This is a genomic window from Variovorax sp. GW821-FHT10C12, from assembly GCF_059415405.1.
Genome location: NZ_JBWKNE010000016.1, coordinates 1 through 21,913, shown reverse-complemented (window position 1 = coordinate 21,913; position 21,913 = coordinate 1). Strand labels below are relative to the sequence as shown.

General features: G+C 68.0%; 23 protein-coding genes, 3 tRNA genes and 1 pseudogene. 18 read left to right on the top strand and 9 right to left on the bottom strand.

Translation table 11 applies throughout. From position 1 onward, the window contains the following. Positions 1 to 6 precede the first annotated feature (6 nt). The 4 genes from AC07OH_RS31595 to AC07OH_RS31580 all read left to right on the top strand — a co-directional run bounded on the left by AC07OH_RS31595 (position 7) and on the right by AC07OH_RS31580 (position 3,749). On the top strand, positions 7 to 645 hold the full coding sequence (locus AC07OH_RS31595; protein WP_495303318.1) for a DUF3540 domain-containing protein: 639 nt from the start codon (positions 7 to 9) through the stop codon (positions 643 to 645). A gap of 30 nt (positions 646 to 675) precedes the next feature. After that, positions 676 to 1,071, top strand: a complete 396-nt coding sequence (locus AC07OH_RS31590) for a DUF4150 domain-containing protein (RefSeq protein ID WP_099794832.1) — start codon at positions 676 to 678, stop codon at positions 1,069 to 1,071. Between the two features lie 163 nt (positions 1,072 to 1,234). Continuing rightward, a complete protein-coding gene (gene tagH / locus AC07OH_RS31585; RefSeq protein ID WP_495303317.1) occupies positions 1,235 to 2,914 on the top strand; it encodes a type VI secretion system-associated FHA domain protein TagH in 1,680 nt (559 codons plus the stop codon). Between the two features lie 40 nt (positions 2,915 to 2,954). Next, on the top strand, positions 2,955 to 3,749 hold the full coding sequence (locus tag AC07OH_RS31580; RefSeq protein WP_495303316.1) for a PP2C family protein-serine/threonine phosphatase: 795 nt from the start codon (positions 2,955 to 2,957) through the stop codon (positions 3,747 to 3,749). Between the two features lie 91 nt (positions 3,750 to 3,840). On the opposite strand, the gene AC07OH_RS31575 is transcribed toward AC07OH_RS31580, so the two are convergent. From AC07OH_RS31575 to tssA, 5 genes are all read right to left on the bottom strand, one after another. Continuing rightward, entirely contained in the window at positions 3,841 to 4,341 is a 501-nt protein-coding gene (locus AC07OH_RS31575; RefSeq protein WP_495303315.1) for a peptidoglycan-binding domain-containing protein, read from the bottom strand. Between the two features lie 85 nt (positions 4,342 to 4,426). Further along, complete coding sequence (locus tag AC07OH_RS31570; protein WP_095743412.1) at positions 4,427 to 4,906, bottom strand: Hcp family type VI secretion system effector; 480 nt, start codon at positions 4,904 to 4,906, stop codon at positions 4,427 to 4,429. 151 nt (positions 4,907 to 5,057) lie between these two features. Then, positions 5,058 to 6,551, bottom strand: a complete 1,494-nt coding sequence (gene tssC, locus AC07OH_RS31565; RefSeq protein WP_495303314.1) for a type VI secretion system contractile sheath large subunit — start codon at positions 6,549 to 6,551, stop codon at positions 5,058 to 5,060. 58 nt (positions 6,552 to 6,609) lie between these two features. Further along, positions 6,610 to 7,122: a type VI secretion system contractile sheath small subunit gene (tssB, locus tag AC07OH_RS31560; protein ID WP_495303313.1), complete on the bottom strand. Its 513-nt coding sequence runs from the start codon at positions 7,120 to 7,122 to the stop codon at positions 6,610 to 6,612. 49 nt (positions 7,123 to 7,171) lie between these two features. Beyond that, complete coding sequence (gene tssA, locus AC07OH_RS31555; RefSeq protein ID WP_495303312.1) at positions 7,172 to 8,203, bottom strand: type VI secretion system protein TssA; 1,032 nt, start codon at positions 8,201 to 8,203, stop codon at positions 7,172 to 7,174. 71 nt (positions 8,204 to 8,274) lie between these two features. On the opposite strand from tssA, the gene tssJ reads away from it, so the two are divergent. Next, on the top strand, positions 8,275 to 8,793 hold the full coding sequence (tssJ, locus tag AC07OH_RS31550) for a type VI secretion system lipoprotein TssJ (protein ID WP_489062740.1): 519 nt from the start codon (positions 8,275 to 8,277) through the stop codon (positions 8,791 to 8,793). 21 nt (positions 8,794 to 8,814) lie between these two features. Here tssJ and AC07OH_RS31545 read toward each other — a convergent pair whose 3' ends face one another. Further along, a complete protein-coding gene (locus tag AC07OH_RS31545) occupies positions 8,815 to 9,930 on the bottom strand; it encodes a type VI secretion system protein (protein ID WP_495303311.1) in 1,116 nt (371 codons plus the stop codon). A gap of 17 nt (positions 9,931 to 9,947) precedes the next feature. Further along, on the bottom strand, positions 9,948 to 11,273 hold the full coding sequence (locus tag AC07OH_RS31540; RefSeq protein ID WP_495303310.1) for a DotU family type IV/VI secretion system protein: 1,326 nt from the start codon (positions 11,271 to 11,273) through the stop codon (positions 9,948 to 9,950). Positions 11,274 to 11,526: 253 nt separating this feature from the next. Here AC07OH_RS31540 and AC07OH_RS31535 point away from each other — a divergent pair, with 253 nt between their 5' ends. Beyond that, entirely contained in the window at positions 11,527 to 12,228 is a 702-nt protein-coding gene (locus AC07OH_RS31535; protein ID WP_495303309.1) for a LuxR C-terminal-related transcriptional regulator, read from the top strand. 6 nt (positions 12,229 to 12,234) lie between these two features. On the opposite strand, the gene AC07OH_RS31530 is transcribed toward AC07OH_RS31535, so the two are convergent. Continuing rightward, positions 12,235 to 13,467: an NUDIX hydrolase gene (locus tag AC07OH_RS31530; protein ID WP_495303308.1), complete on the bottom strand. Its 1,233-nt coding sequence runs from the start codon at positions 13,465 to 13,467 to the stop codon at positions 12,235 to 12,237. A 79-nt stretch (positions 13,468 to 13,546) separates the two neighbouring features. Between AC07OH_RS31530 and AC07OH_RS31525 the strand changes: the two genes are divergently transcribed. Further along, a complete protein-coding gene (locus AC07OH_RS31525; RefSeq protein WP_495303307.1) occupies positions 13,547 to 14,224 on the top strand; it encodes a phosphoglycolate phosphatase in 678 nt (225 codons plus the stop codon). 15 nt (positions 14,225 to 14,239) lie between these two features. Here the strand turns inward: AC07OH_RS31525 and AC07OH_RS31520 are convergent, their stop codons facing one another. After that, on the bottom strand, positions 14,240 to 14,845 hold the full coding sequence (locus AC07OH_RS31520; protein WP_095743420.1) for a chalcone isomerase family protein: 606 nt from the start codon (positions 14,843 to 14,845) through the stop codon (positions 14,240 to 14,242). Between the two features lie 334 nt (positions 14,846 to 15,179). Between AC07OH_RS31520 and trpE the strand changes: the two genes are divergently transcribed. The 11 genes and pseudogenes from trpE to AC07OH_RS31465 all read left to right on the top strand — a co-directional run. Further along, positions 15,180 to 16,682, top strand: coding sequence for an anthranilate synthase component I (gene trpE / locus AC07OH_RS31515; protein ID WP_495303306.1), 1,503 nt, complete (start codon positions 15,180 to 15,182; stop codon positions 16,680 to 16,682). Next, a complete protein-coding gene (locus AC07OH_RS31510) occupies positions 16,679 to 17,071 on the top strand; it encodes a GxxExxY protein (protein ID WP_056514741.1) in 393 nt (130 codons plus the stop codon). The genes trpE and AC07OH_RS31510 overlap by 4 nt, the downstream gene beginning before the upstream one ends. Further along, positions 17,068 to 17,652 (top strand): aminodeoxychorismate/anthranilate synthase component II, encoded by a 585-nt coding sequence (locus AC07OH_RS31505; RefSeq protein ID WP_489062753.1) that lies wholly within the window; start codon positions 17,068 to 17,070, stop codon positions 17,650 to 17,652. Before AC07OH_RS31510 ends, AC07OH_RS31505 begins: the two co-directional genes overlap by 4 nt. A gap of 5 nt (positions 17,653 to 17,657) precedes the next feature. After that, a complete protein-coding gene (gene ltaE / locus AC07OH_RS31500) occupies positions 17,658 to 18,716 on the top strand; it encodes a low-specificity L-threonine aldolase (RefSeq protein ID WP_495303305.1) in 1,059 nt (352 codons plus the stop codon). A gap of 36 nt (positions 18,717 to 18,752) precedes the next feature. Next, positions 18,753 to 19,775, top strand: coding sequence for an anthranilate phosphoribosyltransferase (gene trpD, locus AC07OH_RS31495; RefSeq protein WP_062479304.1), 1,023 nt, complete (start codon positions 18,753 to 18,755; stop codon positions 19,773 to 19,775). Between the two features lie 37 nt (positions 19,776 to 19,812). Next, on the top strand, positions 19,813 to 20,613 hold the full coding sequence (gene trpC, locus AC07OH_RS31490) for an indole-3-glycerol phosphate synthase TrpC (RefSeq protein ID WP_495303304.1): 801 nt from the start codon (positions 19,813 to 19,815) through the stop codon (positions 20,611 to 20,613). Continuing rightward, on the top strand, positions 20,610 to 21,332 hold the full coding sequence (locus AC07OH_RS31485) for a uracil-DNA glycosylase (protein ID WP_495303303.1): 723 nt from the start codon (positions 20,610 to 20,612) through the stop codon (positions 21,330 to 21,332). The genes trpC and AC07OH_RS31485 overlap by 4 nt, the downstream gene beginning before the upstream one ends. Before the next feature lie 94 nt (positions 21,333 to 21,426). After that, positions 21,427 to 21,512, top strand: a tRNA-Tyr gene (locus tag AC07OH_RS31480). Positions 21,513 to 21,577: 65 nt separating this feature from the next. Next, a tRNA-Gly gene (locus AC07OH_RS31475) sits at positions 21,578 to 21,651 on the top strand. A 42-nt stretch (positions 21,652 to 21,693) separates the two neighbouring features. Then, a tRNA-Thr gene (locus AC07OH_RS31470) sits at positions 21,694 to 21,768 on the top strand. Positions 21,769 to 21,841: 73 nt separating this feature from the next. Beyond that, a pseudogene (locus AC07OH_RS31465) lies at positions 21,842 to 21,913 on the top strand (GTP-binding protein); the annotation flags it as partial.

The window sequence follows — 21,913 nt, the reverse complement described above, 5'->3', positions numbered from 1 at the left end:
TCTTCCATGACACACAGCAGCAACAGCACCGCCGCGATGCCCCGCAAGCGCACCGTCGACCTCGGCGGGCCGACGATGGCCCAGCACTGCGTCGGCCTGGTCGTCGCCAGCGACGAGGACGGCTTCACCATCGCCAGCGGGTCGCAGCGCGTGCGCGGCCGGCGCGCGGCGAGCTGCCTGCTCGAGCCCTGCCGGGGCGACACCGTGGCCGGCCTTCTGGTGGCGCCCGACGAGCTGTGGGTGGTGGCCGTGCTGCAGCGCGAAGACGACGTGGAGAACGTGCTGCGCTGCCAGGGGCCGACGCGGCTGGAGGTCGAGGGCGGTGCGCTCACGCTGGCCGCCGAGCACTTCGCGTTGCGCGCGCAGACGGCCCGGTTCGCCGTGGACGACACGCAATGGGTCGGGAAGAAGCTGCACTTCATCGGCAGCACCATCAAGCTCGTGGGCTCGGTGTTCTCGACGGTCTTCGAACGGGTGGCGCACTTCAGCAAGAGCCATGTGCGCACCACCGAGGGCATCGACCGCGTGCAGGCGACGCACCTCGAATGCGAGGCCCAGCAGCTGGCGCGCATCTCCGGCCAGCACCTGCTGCTGAACGGACAGGACCTCGTGAAGGCGCGCGGCGGCCAGATCCATTTCGGCTGAGCCGCACATCCACCTTCAACGGAGTCCGACATGTTCGCCAACTGCCAGATGATGGGCACCGACATGGGCTTTCCCGATGTCTGCATCACGCCAGCCGCGCCATCGCCCATTCCCGTGCCGTACCCCAACATCGCGATGGGGCCGATGGCGATTCCCAACTGCCCGACCATCCTGCTCATGGGCATGCCGGCGCACAACCTGGGCACCACCATCCCGATGACCAACGGCGACAACGCAGGCGTCATGATGGGCGTGGCCTCGGGCACGGTGATGGGGCCGAGCCGTCACCTGACGGCCGCCTTCACCGTGCTCTTTTGCGGCATGCCGGCCACGCGCCTGACCAGCGTCTCGCTGCAGAACAGCACCAACTGCCCCGGCGTGCGCGTCGTGCCGAGCCAGGCGTTGGTGCTGCTGCTGGCGCCATAGAAGTCTCGTGCATCGACGACTGGAACCGGACCGATCGATCCCCTTGAAAGGCATACCTCTTCCGGCGAGATTGCCAACGCGACACCCGAAATGAATACTCCTTCAGCGTTTCCTTGCTTGCCGCATGCAAGCAGCGTTTGGGCGTCGCCCTGAGGGCCGGTTCATGATTCAAATCACTGTTGTCACCCGGCAAGGCCTCCCGGCGGGGCCGCCGATGGCCGCGGAGTTCGGTCCCCACGGCGGCACCATCGGCCGCGCGGAGACCAACACGCTGGTGCTCGACGATCCCGACCGCACCGTCTCGCGCGTGCATGCGCAGGTGCTGTGCCGCGACGGACAGTACGTCGTCATCGACCGCGGCAGCAACCCGATGCAGTGCAACGGCGTGTCGCTGGGCTCCGGCAAGGAGGCCGTGCTGACCGACGGCGCGCGCCTGGTGGTGGGGAGCTTCGAGCTTGCGGTGCGCGTGATGGCTGCGGCGGCGCCGCCACCATCACCACAAGCCATTCCCGACACCCTGTTCGGCGGCGCCCCGGCGGTGCCCGTGGCGGCGGCGCCATCATCGAGCGACGATCCCTTTGCCGATCTGCTGGCGGGCCTTGCACCGGCCACCGCGCCTGCGGCGCCGGCGCCTGCTGCTTCAGCGGCGCCCGCCGATGCCATGCTGTTCCCCGACCCGATGGCCACCGGCTCGCGCAATGCGCAGGCCGCGCAGATCGATCCCTTCGCCGACCTGCTGGGCGCCGCGCCGTCGGCTGCGCCCGCCGCGGGGCTCGGTGCGCTCGACGACTTCTCGGACCTGGGCGAACCGCCCGCGCACGGCAAGGCGGCGAGCATCGATTCGCTGTTCGGTGGCACGGCAGGGGCCGGCGGCATCGGTGGCGATCCGCTCGCGCTGTCGCCGCTGGCCGATCCGCTGCTGCAGCCCAACACCGCGTCGGACGCCGACCCGCTCGCCGCGTTCCAGCGCGCCGCGCCCGCCACGCCGGTGCCGCGCTCCGATCACCTCCCGATCGACCAGTTCGGCTTTGCGCCGCCGAAGGCCATCACGCCGCCACCGCCGCCACCACCACCACCACCTGTTGCCGCACCGCTGGCCAACTTCGACGACATGACAGGCCAGCCGATCCGCATCAGCGGACCCGAGAACGCCGGCCGCGTTGCGGAGCCGCCACCGCCGCCGCCACCACCGCCGCCCGTGCATGTCGCGCCGCCGGCACCCGCAGCAGCCGCGGCCCCGCGCGTCGCCTCCGACGACGAACTGCTCGCCGCCTTCCTGCGCGGCCTCGCGAGCACGCACCAGCCGCCCGAGATGCTCACGCCCGGCCTCATGGAGCGCGTCGGCGCGATGCTGCGTACGGCCACCGAAGGCACGCTGCAGCTGCTGCTCACGCGCCAGGAGTTCAAGCGCGAGGTGCGCGCCGAGGTCACGATGATCGCGGCGCAGGCCAACAACCCGCTGAAGTTCTCGCCCACGGTCGAGGTCGCGCTGGCGCACCTGCTGGGCCCCGGCGTGCGCGGCTTCATGCCGCCCGAGGCCGCGATGCGCGACGCCTTCGACGACCTGCGCGCGCACCAGTTCGGCGTGATGGTGGGCATGCGCGCGGCGCTGGCCCATGTCATCGGGCGCTTCGAGCCGGCCGAGCTCGAGAAGAAGATCAGCGCCAAGACCGCGCTCGACGCGCTCTTTGCCGCCAACCGCAAGGCCAAGCTCTGGGACCAGTTCGTGGCGCTGTACGGCGGCATCGCGAGCGAGGCCGAGGACGACTTCCACAGCCTCTTCGGCAAGGCCTTCCTCGCGGCCTACGAAGAGCAGATGGCGCGCCTGAAGTCCGACACCTGAAGACCACCAGAACCACCCCAGCACTCGCGAGGCACCCCGCTTGGAAATCGAAATCGTCACGCTCTCCCGGCAGGGCGGGCGCACCTACAACGAGGACGTGCACGGCCACTGGCACGACGAGCGCTACGTCGCCTGCCTGGTGGCCGACGGCGCGGGCGGCCACGGCGGCGGCGACGTGGCGGCGGCCACGGTGCGCGCCAGCATGCTCGGCGGTTTCTCCGCCGCGCCCTCGCTGGACGAGGCCGCGCTGCGCGCGCTGGTCGAGCGCGCCAACCTGGACGTGGTGGCGCGCCAGGCCGAAGGCGGCAAGCTCGCCGGCATGCGCTCCACGGTGGTGTTCGCGGTGATCGACCTGGAGCGCGAGGTGCTGGCCTGGGTCCACAGCGGCGACAGCCGCGCCTACCTGTTCCGCGGCGGCGCCATCGTGGCGCGCACCACCGACCACAGCCTGGTGCAGCAGATGGTCGCGGGCGGCATGCTCGACGAGGAGGGCGCGCGCCTGCATCCGCAGCGCAACATGCTGCTGTCGGCATTGGGCTCGATCGAGGAGCCGCCCGACATCGCGGTGTCCGACCGCATGCGCCTGATGCCCGGCGACGTGCTGCTGCTGTGCAGCGACGGCGTGTGGGAGCCGCTGGGCGACGAGTGCCTGGTCGACACGCTGCATGCGTCGCGCACGCCGAGCCAGTGGACCGAGCTGCTCGACGCGCAGATCAAGGCCAACGCCAAGCCGGGCCACGACAACTACACGGCGCTCACGCTGTGGGTGATCGAGGACGCGGACGACGACATGACACGGCTGCTGCCCGAGAGCGTCGCGTCGACGGACCCCTGAGCGCGGCCCGCCTCGCGACGCAGGCGGTGCCATCCTTCAAGCAAAACGCCCATCCGTCAGATGGGCGTTTTGCTTGGGGCGCCGAGGCCGCTCAGCTGTACTTGCTGGCCTTCTTCTTGACCCGCTTCAGCGCGCTGCGCAGCAACGCGGGCATGTCTTCCCGGTTCGGCAGGTTGGTGTAGTTGTCGATGTTCTGCTCTTCGCAGCAGTTGGCGCAGCCGTTGTTCAGCAGGTCGAGCGCATAGCGCGTCTTGCTGATCGTGCTGGACGCACCGGGTTCGCGGAACGGATCGAAGATGCCGTCCGGCAGGACCTTGCGACCGCGCGCGATCGCCTGTTCCTGGAAGTGCGTGATGTGCTTCAGGGTGACCGGCCCGTAGTAGCCGTCCACGACGATCACTTCGTTCCATCCGGGGGGCGGGTCGAAGTCGTGGTTGAAGCCGAGCAGCTCGTAGTAGAAGATCTTGAACAGGGCCTGCACCAGCATCACGTCTTCACGCGTGTTGGAGCCGATCCGTCCGACCGACCAATCGGAGTTGTAGGTCGTGTGCAGCTTGCCGCTGGTGCCGATGAGTGTGGTGCTGAATGCCATGGCATTGCTCCGGTGAGGACGTGCAGGGGCCGGCCCCTGCACCGTGGGTGCCAGGGGCGGACTGGGCTGACGAGTCCGTCGCCCGTCAGCGGGTTTCGGTGGTGGCCACGTTCCAGCCGAACTTCACCTCGCCGCCGCCGGCGCCCTTGTCGTCCTGGCCCTTGTAGGCGAACTCGATGTCCTTGAAGCTGCAGGACACCTGCTCGTGCACGTCGCCGCCCTGTGCGCCGCCGGGGCCCACGCTGGAGATGAAGACTTCCTTGAGCGTGACCTTCAGGTACTCCTGCTGGCCTTCGCCCGACTTGCGGCAGGTCATGACCATGTCCTTGAAGTGCTTGCCGCTCACGCAGTTCTTGGCGAGCACGGGCGATGCCTTGTCGTAGACGTGCGTGAAGTTGAATTCACCCGGCGAGGCCTTGCCCTTGCCCGAACCGCCACCCGATCCCGCGCCCGATGCGTTGCTCACGTTCCAGGACCACGACGAAATCTCGATCTCGTCCTTGTGGTCCTTGTGCGAAGACTCGCCCTTGACGCCGTCGAGCTTGATGTGAAAGTCAGATGACATGTTCCTACTCCTTGGAACCCGATTGCATTCGGGCGGTTGATGATCGAAACGAAAAAAATGGCTGCCGGCGGTGGGAGAAAAGTTCCGCTGCCCGGCAGCTACTCATAGAACGAAACGGAACCGGCAATTCAAGAAGAATTCGCAGATTTTTTCAACCGGCACCCTTGGCCGTCGGCAGCTTGGACACCAGCCGCAGCGAGACCGTGAGGCCTTCGAGCTGGTAGTGCGGGCGCAGGAAGAACTTGGACGTGTAGTAGCCCGGGTTGCCTTCCACTTCCTCCACGATCACCTCGGCGGCGGCCAGCGGCTTCTGGGCCTTGGTGGTTTCCGACGAGTTGGCGGGGTCGCCGTCCACGTAATTCATGATCCACTTGTTGAGCCAGCGCTGCATGTCCTCGCGCTCCTTGAAGCTGCCGACCTTGTCGCGCACGATGCACTTCAGGTAGTGCGCAAAGCGGTTGCAGGCAAAGAGGTAGGGCAGGCGCGCCGCCAGGTTGGCGTTGGCCGTGGCATCGGGGTCGTCGTACTCGGCCGGCTTGTTCAGCGACTGGGCGCCGATGAAGGCCGCGAAGTCGGAGTTCTTGCGGTGGATCATCGACAGCAGCCCGGCCTTCGACAGCTCGGCTTCGCGCCGGTCGCTGATGGCGATTTCGGTGGGGCACTTCTGGTCCACGCCGCCGTCGTCGCTGGGGAAGGTGTGCAGCGGCAGGTTTTCCACCGCGCCGCCCGACTCGATGCCGCGGATGCGCGACCCCCAGCCGTACAGCTTGTACGAGCGGTTGATGTTGGTCGCCATCGCATAGGCGGCGTTGGCCCAGGCGTACTTGCTGTGGTCGGCGCCGGCGGTGTCTTCCTCGAAGTCGAACTCTTCCACCGGGTTGGTGTTGGCGCCGTAGGGCGTGCGCGCCAGGAAGCGCGGCATGCACAGGCCCAGGTACTTGGAGTCGTCCGACTCGCGCAGGCTGCGCCAGCCGGCGTACTCGGGCGTGGAGAAGATCTTGGTCAGGTCGCGCGGGTTGGCGAGTTCCTGCCACGATTCCATCTGCATCAGGTTGGGGCTCGCGCCGGTGATGAAGGGCGCATGCGCGGCGGCGGCGATCTTGGCCATTTCGCCGAGCATTTCGACGTCGGGCGGGCTCTGGTCGAAGTGGTAGTCGCCCACCAGTGCGCCGAAGGGTTCACCGCCGAATTGGCCGTACTCTTCCTCGTAGATCTTCTTGAACATCGGGCTCTGGTCCCAGGCCGCGCCCTTGAACTTCTTGAGGTTCTTGGCCAGCTCGACCTTGGAGATGTCCATCACGCGGATCTTCAGGTTCTCGTCGGTCTCGGTGTTGTTCACCATGTAGTGCAGGCCGCGCCACGCACTCTCGAGCTTCTGGTAGTCGGGGTGGTGGATGATCTTGTTGACCTGCTCGGTGAGCTTGGCGTCGATCGCGGCGATCATGGCCTGGATCGACTTGGTCACGTCCTTGCCGATGACGGTGCTGTTGCTCAGCGCCTGCTGCGCCAGCGTGAGCACGGCGGCTTCGACGGCGCTCTTGGCTTCGTCGCTGCGCGGCTTGAATTCTTTTTGCAGCAGCGACGAAAAGTCGCTTCCCGCGTACGCAACGTCTTTCAGTGCGCTCTGCTCGAGTGCGTCGGCCATGATGGTTTCTCCTCGTGTACCGGTGTGTGTCTGTCAGGAAATTCGGGCGGGATGAGACTCAGGCGGCGGCTTCGCCGTCTTCGGGCTTCTTGCTGGCGGCCAGCGTCTGCAGCAGGGCCGGGTCCTCGAGCACCTTGGCCAGCAGGTCTTCGGCGCCGCCCTTGCCGTCCATGTAGGTCACGAGGTTCGACAGCTGCGTGCGCGCTTCGAGCAGCTTGGCAAGCGCCCCCACCTTGCGGGCCACGGCCGCGGGCGAGAAGTCGTCCATGCCGTCGAAGGTGAGCTCGACCTTCAGGTCGCCCTCGCCGGTGAGCGAGTTCTCCACCGCGAAGGCGGCGCGCGGCTTCATGGCCTTCATGCGGGCGTCGAAGTTGTCGACGTCGAACTCGAGGAACTTGCGGTCGACCACGGGCGCGAGCGGGTCGGCCGGCTTGCCCGACAGGTCGGCCAGCACACCCATCACGAAGGGCAGCTGGATCTTTTTCTCGGCGCCGTACAGCTCGACGTCGTATTCGATCTGGACCCGGGGTGCCCGGTTGCGTGCGATGAATTTCTGACTGCTCTTGGCCATGGCGATGCTCCTTGCGGGAATGAAAGGGGACGGGTGGAAACGGGGTCGGTCATTCGGACTGGCGTTTGCCCGTCACGGTCTCGATGGCGTCCATCGCGCCGGGCGCGAGGTTGGCCATGATGTCCAGGAAGCTCACGCCGATGAGCTTCTTGGCGCGTTCGATCAGGAGCGGCGCGGGGTTGCCGGGCTCGGCCTGTTCGAGGTAGCGGATGACGCGGTCGAGCATCTGCACCGCGTCCTGGCGGTTCTGGATCTCGCCGCGCGCTGCGGCGGGTCGGGCGGCGTTGCCGGACGGCGCTTCGTCGTCAGCGGCTTCACCTTCATCGGCAGACGCCTCCAGCGCGCCGGCTGCCGCCGTGCAGGCCTTCGCGACCGCGCGTGCGGCGGTGCGCAGCGTGCCCAGGTCGACGGCATCGGTGCGGCCGGTGCGCTCGCCCAGCAGCTTCTGCAGCCGGTCGAGCAGGGCGGGGAGGCCGATGGCGGCCTGCAGTTGTTCGGGGTGCGCCGCGTGCAGGGCCTCGAGCCCGCCATGCACCTGCGCGGACGAATAGGTGGCCTCGCCGCCGACCGCGTTCAGCACGCCGTGCGCGATGGCGATGTCGCGCACGCGGATCGGGCCCACGCCGGGCGCGTTGCCCACGGCAGCGTCGTACAGGTCGCGCGGCACCATGCTTTCGTCGCCCAGCGGCGCGAGCGCGTTCAGGCGCATGGTGGGGTCGTTGTCGTCGTCCGCATCCAGCTTTGGATGTATGCCGTCCCAGAAGGTGTCGAGCAGCCCGGTGAGCAATTGCAGGCCGGCGACGAAGCCGACCGTGCCTTGCAGGCGCGTCGCGGCCCGCAGCAGCAGCACGGCGGCGCGCACGTCCTTGCTGCGGCGCAGCTGCGCATCGGCGCGTTCGGCCACGTCGCGCCAGTCGGGTTCGACAGCGGGGATCACGGTGTCGCCGAACTGCTGCTCGGCCTTGCCCTGCGCCGCAGCGATGAGCGCCATGAAGTCCGCGTCGTACTCCAGGTCGTCCCCGCAAGGCGAGGCCTCGCCGATGGGCGTGAGCAGTGCGTCGACGAGTTGTGGAGTCAGCATGTTGCCTGTTCGAGTTCGCTGGTGATAATCAAAGATGCGTCAGGACCGGTCAATGCAACGAAGGGAATAGCATGCGCACGCTGGGTACACACCATTCGTCCTATGAGGGCCTCCTTGCAGTCGCATCGCGACGCCGTATCGCGGCCCTTGGCCTTGCTGCAGCGGGTCTTTGGCTGGCGGGCTGTGCGAGCAAACCGGTGGTCACGCCGGTGTCGATCACGCTCACGGCCGGCGCCGATGCCAACCCCGATGCGCGAGGGCGCGCTTCGCCGCTCACGGTGCGCGTCTACGCACTCAAGTCGCCAGGGCCCTTCGAGGGCGCCGACTTCTTCTCGCTGTTCGAGAAAGACCAGGCCACGCTCGGCGCCGAGCTGGTGCAGCGCGAAGAGATGCTGCTGCGCCCCGGCGAGAGCCGCAAGCTCGAGCTCACCCTGCCGGCCGATGCCAAGGCGATCGGCGTGATGGCCGCGTTCCGCGACCTCGACCGCGCACGCTGGCGCGAGGTGCGCGCGGTCGTGCCGGGCCAGGCGCAGGTGCTCAACGTGAGCTTCGGCGCGCGGCAGATCCGGGTGGACGCTGCGGCCAAGTAGCGTCAGCCGCACAAGAGGCCTTCAGCGCAGTTCCGCCGGCACGGTGGGCGCAAAGCGCCCCGGCCGCACCAGCGGTTGGTCCGCCGGCAGGAAGCGGCCGAACAGGTCGCTCACGAACGCGGCGCCCGCACCGCCCTCCGATGCGGTGGCCGTGAGGTAGAGCCCGCGCCAGCGCGGCGCGCGCGCCCCTTTGCCGTGTCCCTCGAACAGCCCCTGCGCCACTTGCCGCAAGGCCGGCTGCAAGGTGCGCACGCTTTCCACGAAGCCATGCAGCGCGAGCCGTCCCGCGGGGCCCGGCTGCTCGCGCAGCAGGGCCATGCGCAGGCCGTGCAGCTGGTCCACGAGCGGATCGAACAGCGCATCGAGCCGGTCGGCGGCGCGCGTGGCGTGCGCTGCGAACGGGTGCTCCACGCGGTGGCCGAGCGCCTGGGCGAGCACCTCTGGCGGCAGCGCGGCGCGCAGCGTGGCGTAGCCCTTCAGTCCTTCGAGGCCTGTGACGACGAGGTAGACCGGCAGCTGCAGGCGCAGCGTCTCGCCGGCCTCGTCGAGCAGGCGGCGCATGTTCGCGGTGGCGCGCTTGCGCAGCGCCGGATCGCCGTGCAGCAGGTCGCCGGCCGCCACGCACACCACCACGCCGTGCAGCGGCAGGCGTTCACGCCGCTCGGCGAGTGCCAGCAGCGACTGCAGCCAGAGCCCGCGCGCGGGCGCCGTGCCCGCCTGGTCGCCGATGGCGTCGGGATGCAGCTCGATGGCCGTGAGCGCGCCGGTGGTCCACCAGCGCCACCAGGGGGTGCCCGGCGCCTCGTTCGCGGGCGGTGCCACGCATTCGGCGCGGGCGGCCGAAAGCAACCCCGGCAGCCCGGTGGCCGGGCCGCCGATGAAGAGGAACCACGGCGCCGTCGCGCGCGTGCGCGGCGCCTGCCGCAGTGAGTTGCGCGCCTGTGCCATGGCCTCTTTCAGCGCATCGACGGCGGCGTGATCGGCCGGCGCACCGAGCGCGTCGACGCGCCGCAGCAGCCCCCGGCGCCGTGCGCCGCGGCCAGCGTCGCGCACGGCGGCGAACAGCAGCGCCAGGCCAATGAGGCAGGCAGCGAGCAAAGGCCAGAAGAGGTGTGCGGGCGAGAGCGTGTCGAACATGGGGAGGAAGGGCCCGGTCAGCGCGCCATGGTTTCGAGGAAGATGAAATCGGCGATGAGCCGCTCGCTGTTCTTGCTGGCCGCCAGCGCCTCGCGCAGGCGCAGCAGGTAGGCCGAGGCCATCTCGTACGGCGGTCGGTCGGAGGTTTCGCTGAACGGCATCGGCGCCGACAGCACGGTGATCAGCACGTTGCCGAACGGCGGACTCACGAGCCAGCTCGAGGGGATGTCGCGCCCCAGCTCCAGCGACTCGCCCGCGCGCAGCCGCGTCGGGGCCTGGCCGGTGTTCAGGTGCATCACGGAGCCGTCGGCGGTGTAGTAGTCGACCCAGATGTAGCTCTCGTGGCGCGGCGCGACCACCTGCACGCGCACCGGATCGCCCTCGCGCAGCCGGCCGTCGCGCGCCGACGGCGCGCTCACGCTCAGCCCGTAGCCCTTCTGGCGGTTGCGCGCCTGCGAGGGCTTGAGGATGGCGAACACCTCGCAGTGCGGCCACACGCGCAGCCCGATGTCGAAGTGGGGCGCGCGCACGCCGGGAATGGCCGCGACGTCGTCCGCCACCTTCAGCAGGTCCTCTTGCCGAGAGACGAATCCCGTCACGCGCGGGTGGCCGTCGGGGTCGATCGACGCTTCGAGGTCCGCGCAGGCATAGCTGGCGAGTTGCCGGTCGATGCGCTGCGTGAGCGCCGTTTCGGCGGCCGGCGGCCCGGCCAGCCAGTGCCACAGCAGGAACAGCGCGGGCACGAGCACGGCGAGCGCGGTGCCGGTGCGCAGCACGGTGCGGTCGCGCCGCCGCATGTCGGCCGGGCCGCGCGGGTCGGGCACGCCGTAGGGCTGCGGCGTGATGCGGTCCTGTGCGAGGCTGCCGAGTGCGAGCGGCGGCGGTTGCAGCTGCCGGCCGTGCAGGTCCTTCAGCTTGCCCAGCTCGCCTTCGTCGCCCGACTCGAAGTAGTACTGGCCCTTGAAGCCGTGCGCCAGCGCGTGCCAGTAGACCTCGCGCACCGCGTGGTCCTGCGCGCCGAGGGCCGAGAGGTGGTGGAAGAACTCGCTGTGCGCGTTGTTGGAGTTGAACAGCTGCACCTGCAGCGGCGCGGCGCCGTCCACCGCATCGGGGTGGCGCCCCAGGATCTCGTCGAGCCACGCGACCATGGCGAAGGCGGCCGATTCGATCTGCGCCGCGCTGGCGCCCGCCACCTTGGCGTCGGCACGTGCGATGTCGAGCAAGCGCAGGGCTTCGCGCTGGGCGTCGCCGTGGGGGAGGGTGGGTTGCCCGGCGGCGATCGATGCGTCCAGGCCGAGACCGAAAGCGATGAAGGGCGAGAAGCAGTCGAGCAGGCGGGCCATGAGGGGTGCCCGCTTCTCAAGCGTGCATTGCGAAGCATGCCGTGCACCGGCGTCTGCAGCGATCGCACATGCCCATGTCCCCGGTGGTTCGAGTGGGCGTTCATTTTTTCAAGGGGTCCACCGGGCCGCCATACCGCTTGGGGTCTATGCCGTTGGTAGGGCGCAGCGGCCTTGCTGGACGGGGCAATCGCCGTTATCTTCGCAGTCGCAGAAGAATCCAATGCACATTGACGTTGGGACACTGGGGTATGCCATGAAAATTCTGATCGCCGACGACCACCGGCTCGTCATCGAGGCGGTCAAAGCCAAGTTGTCGGAACTGGGTGCCGGCATCGAGTTCGTCCTGGCGCTGAGCGTCGACGAATTGCTTGCCGGCGCGACCGACGATCTCGACCTGGCCCTGATCGACCTCAACATGCCCGGCGCGGACGGGCAGGCCCACATCGACGAGATCCGGCGACGACACCCGGCCGTGCCCGTGATCGTGCTGTCGGGCTACGAAGACCCGGCCATCATGCGCAGCGCGCTCGAACGCGGCGTGCTCGGTTTCATTCCCAAGGCCTATTCACCCGAAGTCATGCTGTCGGCCGTGCGCCTGGTGCTGGCAGGCGGCGTGTATGTGCCGCCGATGATGCTCACGGCGCTGCCGCCGGGCATCGTGGCCGGCGTGTCGGCCTCGTCTGCTGCGGCGGGCGAGCCCTTTGCGCGCGGCGGCAACGGCGGTGGCGGCACCCAGACCCTCGAACACCTGCGCAGCGTGCTGACCGAGCGGCAGGTCGAGGTGCTGCAGCTGCTGTCGCAAGGCAAGCCGAACAAGCTGATCGGGCGCAGCCTGGGTATCAGCGAAGGCACGGTGAAGATCCACCTGGCAGCCATCTTCCGCGCGCTCAACGTGCGCAACCGCACCGAAGCGGTGGTGGCGGCGCAGGCGCTGACGGAAGCGCAGCAGGCCTGAAGAGGCTCAGTCGGCGACAGCCGACGCCGGGCGGCGCATGAAGCCGCGCGAGGGCACGATCCATTCGACGATCTGGTCCGTCTCGGGCACGGGCGTCGTTGCGTCGTCCGTGAACAGCATGCGCTCTTCGACCAGCAGGAGACCTCGCGCGCCCAACACCTGCAGCGTGGCACCGCCAAGGTCCAGGGACTGCGGCGCAGCGTCAACCGACAACACCCATCGCACCGGTCCGGGCGCCGCGGCCCTCAGCGCGGCCTCGTGCGCCGCATCGCCGGGCACGCGGTTGATCAGCGCCCAGCCCTCGGTACCGCCGATCACGAAACTGTTGAGGCCGCTGTCGTGCACGACGCGCACCACGCGCGCGGACAGCGGCGTGACCAGGCCCGCTTCGAGCGCATAGCGACCGCCGCCCTGGCCGTCGGGGTCGAGGTGACCGATCTCGTCGTAGGCGGGTTCTTCCATGTTCACCGGCCGACGACCTGCGGGGCCATCGGCCAGTCGCGGCATGGTCAATGGAATGCGGCGCAACCCGCGCGCATGGGCCATGAAGTCGTCGACGCAGGCGAAGGTGGCCAGGTGCTCGAGCACGCGCCGCGTCACGTTCAACAGCTTGAGGCCGCGTGCGGGGCTCACTGCATCGGCAGGCTTCAGCCACAGGTGCTCGACGGTCTCGCGGCCGTCGGGGCGCACCTCTTGGCCGACGGGCATCGCCGCCGCAAAGAAGCGCGTGTCGAAACGGCGCGGCATGCCGGGCGGGGTCAGCCAGTGGCTGAAGTACGCGATGCGATCGACGGCGAGACGCCAGCCCCGTTCGGCGCACAGCGCGAGCAGCGCATCGGTGCTGCGCTCGGCGGCGGCGCGCATCGCGTCGAGCTCGCCCGACGTGAGCGTGAGCAGCTCGACCGGCCGGCCCTGCGCATCGTTCGCCAGCAACAGGCCGGCCTCTTCGAAGCATTCGCGGATCGCCGCTGCGTGGAAGTCGAGCCCACCTTCGGCCAGGCCCAGGCGCGCGCTCGCGGCGGCGTCGTCCAGGCCGGTGCACAGCGGGTGCAGCAGGCGGTCGTGCGCATCGACCATGCCGCCCGGAAAGACGCTGGCGCCGCTGTTCTGGTCGTTGGCTTTTTCGGCCCGCCGCAGCATCAGCACTTCGAGGCCTTCGGGACCGTCGCGCAGCACGACGAGCGTGGCGGCGGTGCGAATGGGGCGAGGGGCGGAGGGCGGGGGCGTCGTGGGGGTCATGGGCGCCTATTTTGCGGCCGAGGGAGAATGCGTGCCTCGCGCATCCTCCACTTACTTTGCTCCCCGGGAGCCGCCTGTTTTGGACACTCTTCGCACCGATCTCTCCCGCTTCGACGCTGCCATCGTCGACCTCGACGGCACCATGGTCGACACGCTCGGCGACTTTGCCGAGGCCCTGAACCGCATGCTGCGCGACCTCGAGTTGCCGCCGGTGCTGCCCGCCGCCATCGAGCGCATGGTGGGCAAGGGCTCGGAGCACCTGATCCTGTCGGCGCTGGCGCACGTGGGCGCGCCGACCCCGGCGGCGCTGTTCGATCGCGCGTGGGAGCGCTACCAGCACCACTACCTCGAGATCAACGGCCGCCATTCGGCCGCGTACCCCGGCGTGGTCGAAGGCCTGAAGGCACTGCGCGCGCGCGGGCTGCGGCTGGCCTGCCTCACGAACAAGCCGACGGCTTTCGCCAAGCCGCTGCTGGCCGCGAAAGGGCTCGACGGCTTCTTCGAACAGGTGTTCGGCGGCGATGCCTTCGAGCGCAAGAAGCCCGATCCGCTGCCGCTGTTGAAGACCTGCGAGGCGCTGGGCACGGTGCCCGCGCGCACGCTGATGGTGGGCGATTCGAGCAACGACGCACGTGCCGCGCGCGCCGCCGGCTGCCCCGTGGTGCTCGTCACCTACGGCTACAACCACGGCGAGCCGGTGCACGGCGTGGATGCGGACGGGTTCGTGGATTCGCTGGCCGACCTCGCGGCGGCCTGACGGACAGACTGCCCCTTACTGCTTTCCGAGCAGCGCGTCCTTCAGCTTCCAGTCGGCCGGGTTCGGGCCGAGCCAGATGCGCATCAGTGCATTGAAGAACGCCACTTCCTTCACCGGGTCGGGCTGCGGCACGCCGCGCACCGTGATCAGCGTGCCCGTGCCGGGCACCCAGTCGATGGTGAAGGTGTCGCCGGCCTTGAGCTGTTTCTGGTCCGCGAACATCTGGCCCATGCGCAGCAGGCCGGGGATCAGGTTGACCATCTCGCTCTTGGGCGAGTTGTCTTCCACGCCCTTGACGAAAAGCTTGCCGAGTTCGTTGGCGTCGATGTCGCGCAGCATCGTGATCGCCACGCGCTTGGGGCCCGGCACGGCCAGCGCCTCTTCGGTGGTCGAGGCCTTCTTGCCCAGGTACAGGCCGGCCGTGTAGACCTTGATGATGGTCTTGTAGCGGATGCCCGCGCCGTTGAGCACCAGCGGGGCGCCGCGAAGGTCCATCTGGTCGTCGAGCTTGACGCCCGCCACCTCGACCTGCGCCGCGAAGGCACTGCCGCAGAGCGCGGCCGACAGGACAGCGAGCGCCGCGAGGCGGGAGAACACGGCCGGGAGCAGGGGTGCGAGCAAGTGAGTCTCCTTGAATTTGCGAACGGTCGTGCGAATGTATCTTTTCGTTTTATCCGAGAGGCTCCGGGGGAACCCTGAAGCCAGCGGTTGCACAAGGCCTGGTTTTCGTGGGCTAAACTCGGCGCTCCATGTTCGTTCATCACATCATTCAAACAGGTGAAGGCAGCCGGGGAGCCTGGCCCTGGCGTCGCCATACATCGCTGACTGTTTGATTGCGCGGCGCACGCCGTGCGCCCGCGGTTCCGAGCCGGCACGCATGCCGGCACCGGGCCACTCTCGTGAATGACCTTGCCACCGGCCAAAGGAGCGTCGGCAGGCAACTGGAGAACGATCCGTGATCACCGAACTTGAATTCAAGAGCCTCAGCGCCCAGGGCTACAACCGCATCCCGCTGATGGCCGAGGCCTTTGCCGACCTCGAGACGCCTCTTTCCCTGTACCTCAAACTCGCCCATTCGCAGGGCGGCGGCAAGCACAGCTTCCTGCTCGAATCGGTCGTCGGTGGCGAGCGCTTCGGGCGCTACAGCTTCATCGGTTTGCCCGCTCGTACGTTGCTGCGTGCCTCGGGCTTCGGCGACGAGGCCGTCACCGAAGTCGTGACCGACGGCCAGGTCGTCGAGAGCGCCAAGGGCAACCCGCTGGACTTCGTGGCCGACTACCAGAAGCGCTTCAAGGTCGCGCTGCGGCCCGGCCTGCCGCGCTTCTGTGGCGGCCTGGCCGGTTACTTCGGCTACGACACCGTGCGCCACATCGAGCGCAAGCTCGAAAAAAGCTGCCCGCCCGATGCGCTGGGCTGCCCCGACATCCTGCTGCTGCAGTGCGAAGAGCTGGCCGTCATCGACAACCTCTCGGGCAAGCTCTACCTCATCGTCTACGCCGACCCGAAGCAGCCCGAGGCCTATGCCGTGGGCAAGCGCCGCCTGCGCGAGCTCAAGGACAAGCTCAAGTACTCGGTGAGCGCGCCCGTCGTGAAGCCCACGCAGGCGCACCCGCCCGAGCGCAGCTTTGCCAAGGCCGACTACATCGCGGCCGTGGAGCGCGCCAAAGAGATGATCGCCGCCGGCGACTTCATGCAGGTGCAGGTGGGCCAGCGCATCAGCAAGCGCTACACCGAGTCGCCGCTGTCGCTGTACCGCGCGCTGCGTTCGCTGAACCCGTCGCCCTACATGTACTACTACAACCTGGGCGACTTCCACGTGGTGGGCGCCTCGCCCGAGATCCTGGTGCGCCAGGAGAACACGGGCGACGGCGAGCAGAAGATCACCATCCGCCCGCTGGCCGGCACGCGCCCGCGCGGCGCGTCGCTCGAGCTCGACAAGGCGGCAGAGGTCGAGCTCATCAACGACCCGAAGGAGCGCGCCGAGCACGTGATGCTGATCGACCTGGCGCGCAACGACATCGGCCGCATCGCCAAGACCGGCACCGTCAAGGTGACCGAGGCCTTCGCGGTGGAGCGCTACAGCCACGTGATGCACATCGTGAGCAACGTCGAGGGCACGCTGAAGGACGGCATGACCGCCATCGACGTGCTCAAGGCCACGTTCCCCGCCGGCACGTTGACCGGCGCGCCCAAGGTGCATGCGATGGAACTCATCGACCAGCTCGAACCCACCAAGCGCGGCCTCTACGGCGGCGCCTGCGGCTACATCAGCTACGCCGGAGACATGGACGTGGCCATCGCGATCCGCACCGGCATCGTGAAAGACCAGATGCTGCACGTGCAGGCGGCGGCCGGCGTGGTCGCCGACTCGGTGCCCGAGCTGGAGTGGAAAGAAACAGAAGCCAAGGCGCGCGCACTCCTGCGTGCCGCCGAACTGGTCGAGGAAGGCCTGGAATGAGCAACGCACCTGATATCCAGAACGACTTCTCGCACGAGATCATCGGCGCCGCCGTCGAGGTGCAACGCGTGCTCGGCACGGGGCTCGACGAAGGGGCCTATGCCGCAGCGCTGGCCATCGAACTCGCCGAGCGCGAGATCGGCTTCACGCGCGACGTGGCGCTGTCGGCCAGCTACAAGGGCCGGTCGCTCGGCGAGGTGTACCGCGCGGGTTTCGTGATCGAGCAGTCGGTCATCGTCGAACTCAAGGCGGTCGATGTGCTGACCGACCTGCACCGCGCGCAGGTGCTGGCCGCATTGCGCCTCTCGGGCCTCAAGCTGGGCCTTCTCATCAACTTCAACGTGTTCCCCGTCGTGAAGGGCGTGCACCGGATTGTGAGCAAGCCATGAAACTGCTGATGATCGACAACTACGATTCGTTCACCTACAACATCGTCCAGTACTTCGGCGAGCTGGGGGCGGACGTGCAGGTGCACCGCAACGACGAGATCACCCTCGAGCAGATCGGCGCGCTGATCGCCTCGGGCGTGACGCGGCTGGTGGTGTCGCCGGGTCCGTGTTCGCCGGCCGAGGCGGGCGTGTCGGTGGCGGCCATCGAGGCCTTCGCGGGCAAGCTGCCCATCCTGGGCGTGTGCCTGGGCCACCAGGCCATCGGCGCGGCCTTCGGCGGCAAGATCGTGCGCGCGCAGCAGCTCATGCACGGCAAGACCAGCGAGATCACGACCACGCAAGAGGGCGTGTTCGCGGGGCTGCCGCAGAAGTTCATCGTCAACCGCTACCACTCGCTCTCGATCGAGCGCGAGAGTTGCCCGAAGGAACTGGCTGTCACCGCGTGGACCGACGACGGCGAGATCATGGGTGTGCGGCACACCGGCTTCGCGCACGACGTGCGCATCGAAGGCGTGCAGTTCCACCCCGAATCGATCCTCACAGAACATGGCCACGCCATGCTCAAGAACTTCCTGGACTGATCACCATGACCGACCGCTCTTCCCTCGTCGACCTGCGCAGCGACACCGTCACGCAGCCCACGCCTGCGATGCGCGAGGCCATGGCGGCCGCACCGCTGGGCGACGACGTCTTCAGCGCCGACCCGAGCGTCAACGCGCTGCAGGAGAAGATCGCCGCGCTGCTGGGCTTCGAGGCGGCACTGTTCGTGCCGACCGGCACGCAGAGCAACCTGTGCGCGATCCTGTCGCACTGCGGCCGTGGCGACGAGTACATCGTCGGCCAGCAGGCGCATGCCTACCGCTGGGAAGGCGGCGGCGCCGCGGTGTTCGGCAGCGTGCAGCCGCAGCCGCTCGACCATGCGCCCGATGGCACGCTGCCGCTCGCGCAGATCGAAGCAGCCATCAAGCCCGACGACGCGCACTTCGCGCGCACCAAGCTGCTGGCGCTGGAGAACACGCTGGGTGGCAAGCTGCTGCCCTTCGAGTACGTGCAGGCCGCGACCGACCTGGCGAAAAGCAAGGGGCTGCAGCGGCACCTCGACGGCGCGCGGCTCTTCAATGCCGCCACCGCGCAGGCCGCGCTGAACAAGCGCACCGACATTCGCGCCGAAGCCCGCCGCATCGCGCAGTGCTTCGACAGCGTGTCGGTGTGCTTCAGCAAGGGCCTGGGCGCGCCCATTGGCTCGGCGCTGGTTGGCTCGCGTGACTTCATTGCGCGCGCGCACCGCATCCGCAAGATGGCGGGCGGCGGCATGCGGCAGGCGGGGTTGCTTGCCGCAGCTGCGTCGCACGCGCTCGATCACCACATCGATCGCCTGGCCGACGACCATGCGCTGGCGCAGCGGCTCGCACAGGGGCTCGAGGGCATCGAAGGCCTGACCGTCGAGGCGCCGCACACGAACATCGTGTTCGTCGATCTTACGGGGGCGGCGCAGGCGCGTTCTTCGGAGCTGCTTGCCAGCCTCAACCAGCAGGGCATCCTTGCGACCGGGCTCTACCGCCTGCGCTTCGTGACGCACCTGGACGTCGATGCTGCGGGCGTCGACCGCGCGGTCGCGGCGATCCGCGGCTTCTTCAAGGCCTGAAGTCTGGCTACACGCACACACCGAGGAGACATTCCCATGATCACCCCCCAGGAAGCGCTGCAGCGCACCATCGAACACCGCGAAGTCTTCCACGACGAGATGCTGCACATCGTGCGGCTCATCATGAGCGGCGAGTGTTCGCCCGTGATGATGGCCGCGCTGATCACCGGCCTGCGCGTCAAGAAGGAAACCATCGGCGAGATCACTGCGGCCGCAGAGGTGATGCGCGAGGTGTCGACCAAGGTGCCCGTGGCCGACACCACGAACCTCGTGGACATCGTCGGCACCGGCGGCGACGGCTCGCACACTTTCAACATCTCGACCTGCTCGATGTTCGTGGCGGCCGCGGCCGGCGCCAAGGTCAGCAAGCATGGCGGGCGCAGCGTGTCGAGCAAGTCGGGCAGTGCCGACGTGCTGGAGTCGCTGGGCGTCAACATCAACCTCAAGCCCGAGCAGATCGCGCAGTGCATCGCGCAGGTCGGCATCGGCTTCATGTTTGCGCCGAACCACCACCCCGCGATGAAGAACGTCGCGCCGGTGCGCAAGGAGCTCGGCATCAAGACGATCTTCAACATCCTCGGCCCGCTGACCAACCCGGCCGGCGCACCGAACATCCTGATGGGCGTGTTCCACCCCGACCTCGTGGGCATCCAGGTGCGTGCGCTGCAACGCCTCGGCGCCGAGCATGCGCTGGTGGTCTACGGCCGCGACGGCATGGACGAGATCTCGCTGGGCGCCGCCACCATGATCGGCGAGCTCAAGGACGGCGAGATCCGCGAGTACGAGCTGCACCCCGAGGACTTCGGCTTCCAGATGGCGAGCAACCGTTCGCTGCGCGTCGAGACGCCCGAGCAGTCGAAGGCGATGCTGATCGGCGTGCTGGACAACCAGGCTGGTCCGGCGCTGGACATCGTGCTCCTGAACGCGGGCGCGGCGCTGTACGCGGCCAACGTGGTCGACTCGGTGCCGGCGGGCGTCGAGCGTGCGCGCCAGGCCATCGCATCCGGTGCGGCGAAGGCCAAGCTCACTGAGCTGGTCAAGGCCTCCACCTCCTTCTGAGAATCAGGCCGTCGTGCCACCGAAAGCAGAGCAAGCCATGTCAGACATTCTCGACAAGATCGTCGCCGTCAAACGCCAGGAAGTCGCTGCCGCGCTGAAGCGCGCCCCGCTCGAGGCCGTGCGCTTCGACGCCGAAAGCCGCGTGCTCACGCGCGACTTCGAAGCCGCCTTGCGCGCCAAGATTGCGGCCGGCCAGGCGGCGGTGATCGCCGAGGTCAAGAAGGCCAGTCCGAGCAAGGGCGTGCTGCGCGAAGACTTCATTCCTGCTGACATCGCGCAAAGCTATGCCGAGGGCGACGGCGTGGTCAGCGCGGCCTGCCTCTCGGTGCTGACCGACAAGCAGTTCTTCCAGGGCGGCGTCGACTACCTCAAGCAGGCGCGCGCCTCGTGCGACCTGCCTGTGCTGCGCAAGGATTTCATCGTCGACGCCTACCAGGTGTACGAATCGCGCGCGATGGGCGCCGACGCGATCCTGCTGATCGCCGCCTGCCTCGACGACGCGCAGATGAAGGACTACGAAGCCATCGCGCGCGGGCTGGGCATGGCGGTGCTGGTCGAGGTGCACGACGCGGCCGAACTCGAGCGCGCGCTGAAGCTCAAGACGGCGCTCATCGGCGTCAACAACCGCAACCTGCGCAACTTCGAGGTGTCGATCCAGGCAACGATCGATCTGCTGCCCAAGCTGCCAGCGGATCGCCTGCCAGTGACCGAATCGGGCATTGCCACGCGCGAAGACGTCGCCACGCTGCGCGCCGCGGGCGTCAACGCCTTCCTGGTCGGCGAAGCCTTCATGCGCGCCAAGGAACCCGGCGAGGCCCTCGCTGCGTTGTTCAAATGACGCGGCCGGATCAGCTGTCGAGCAGCGATCCTGCCGACTGGCCAGTGGCGCCGGGCTGGCAGCCGCTGGTCGATGATTTCTTTGGCGGCGCGGTCGGCCAGAAGCTGCAAGGGTTCCTGCGCGAGCGCCTCGACGCCGGGGCGGTGATCTTTCCGCCGCAGCCGTTGCGGGCGCTCGAACTCACGCCGCCGGAAGACGTGCGCGTGGTGATCCTGGGCCAGGACCCGTACCACGGGCGCGGGCAGGCCGAGGGCCTGGCCTTCTCGGTGGCGTCGGGCGTGGCCCTGCCGCCGTCGCTGCGCAACATCTTCAAGGAACTCCAGCGCGACCTGGGTACGCCGCCGCCGGCGTTTCCAAACCCGGGCGGCAGCCTCGTGAAGTGGGCGACGCACGGCGTGCTGCTGCTCAACACCTGTCTCACGGTCGAAGAGGCCCAGCCGGCCAGCCATGCAGGCCGCGGCTGGGAGGTGCTCACCGACGCCGTGATTCGCCACGTGGCGCAGGGCGAGCGGCCTGTTGTTTTTATGCTATGGGGCTCGCACGCGCAAAGTAAGCGCGCGTTGATTGACGTTGGGCGCCATAAGGTGCTGATGTCGAATCATCCCTCGCCGCTCTCTGCGCTCCGGCCGCCCGTTCCGTTTATCGGCTGCGGTCATTTTGGCCAAGCCCGTGCATGGCGTGAGGCGCAGCAGTCGGGAGGCTCCGAACTTCGCTCATAATCAGAGGCTTCACACCTCGAGCAGGTTTCCACGCTTCATCTTTTGCTGGGAATCCTGTGTAGTCACAAAATCGTGCTATATTTCGAGGTTCGCCGGAGAGGTGGCCGAGTGGTTAATGGCAGCAGACTGTAAATCTGCCCTCTTACGAGTACGCTGGTTCGAATCCAGCCCTCTCCACCAGCGATGAATTTGGTTTCTAAGAGCGATTGGATCTAGCGCTTTGGGTGCCTTGAAGTGCCCCCGATGCGGGAGTAGTTCAATGGTAGAACCCCAGCCTTCCAAGCTGATGACGCGGGTTCGATTCCCGTCTCCCGCTCCAGAGACCCGGTTCGGCGCCGGAAGCGATTTGGTTAGAACAAAAGCCCTTTTGGCTCAGTGGTAGAGCACTCCCTTGGTAAGGGAGAGGTCGCGGGTCCGATTCCCGCAAAGGGCACCAGTTTTCTGGGGTTGCAACGACAGGCTTGCGACCCATCTGCATGCGTTGAAATCGTTTTTTTCGGAGTCGAAAAATGGCAAAAGGTAAATTCACCCGCACCAAGCCGCACGTGAACGTGGGCACGATCGGTCACGTTGACCACGGC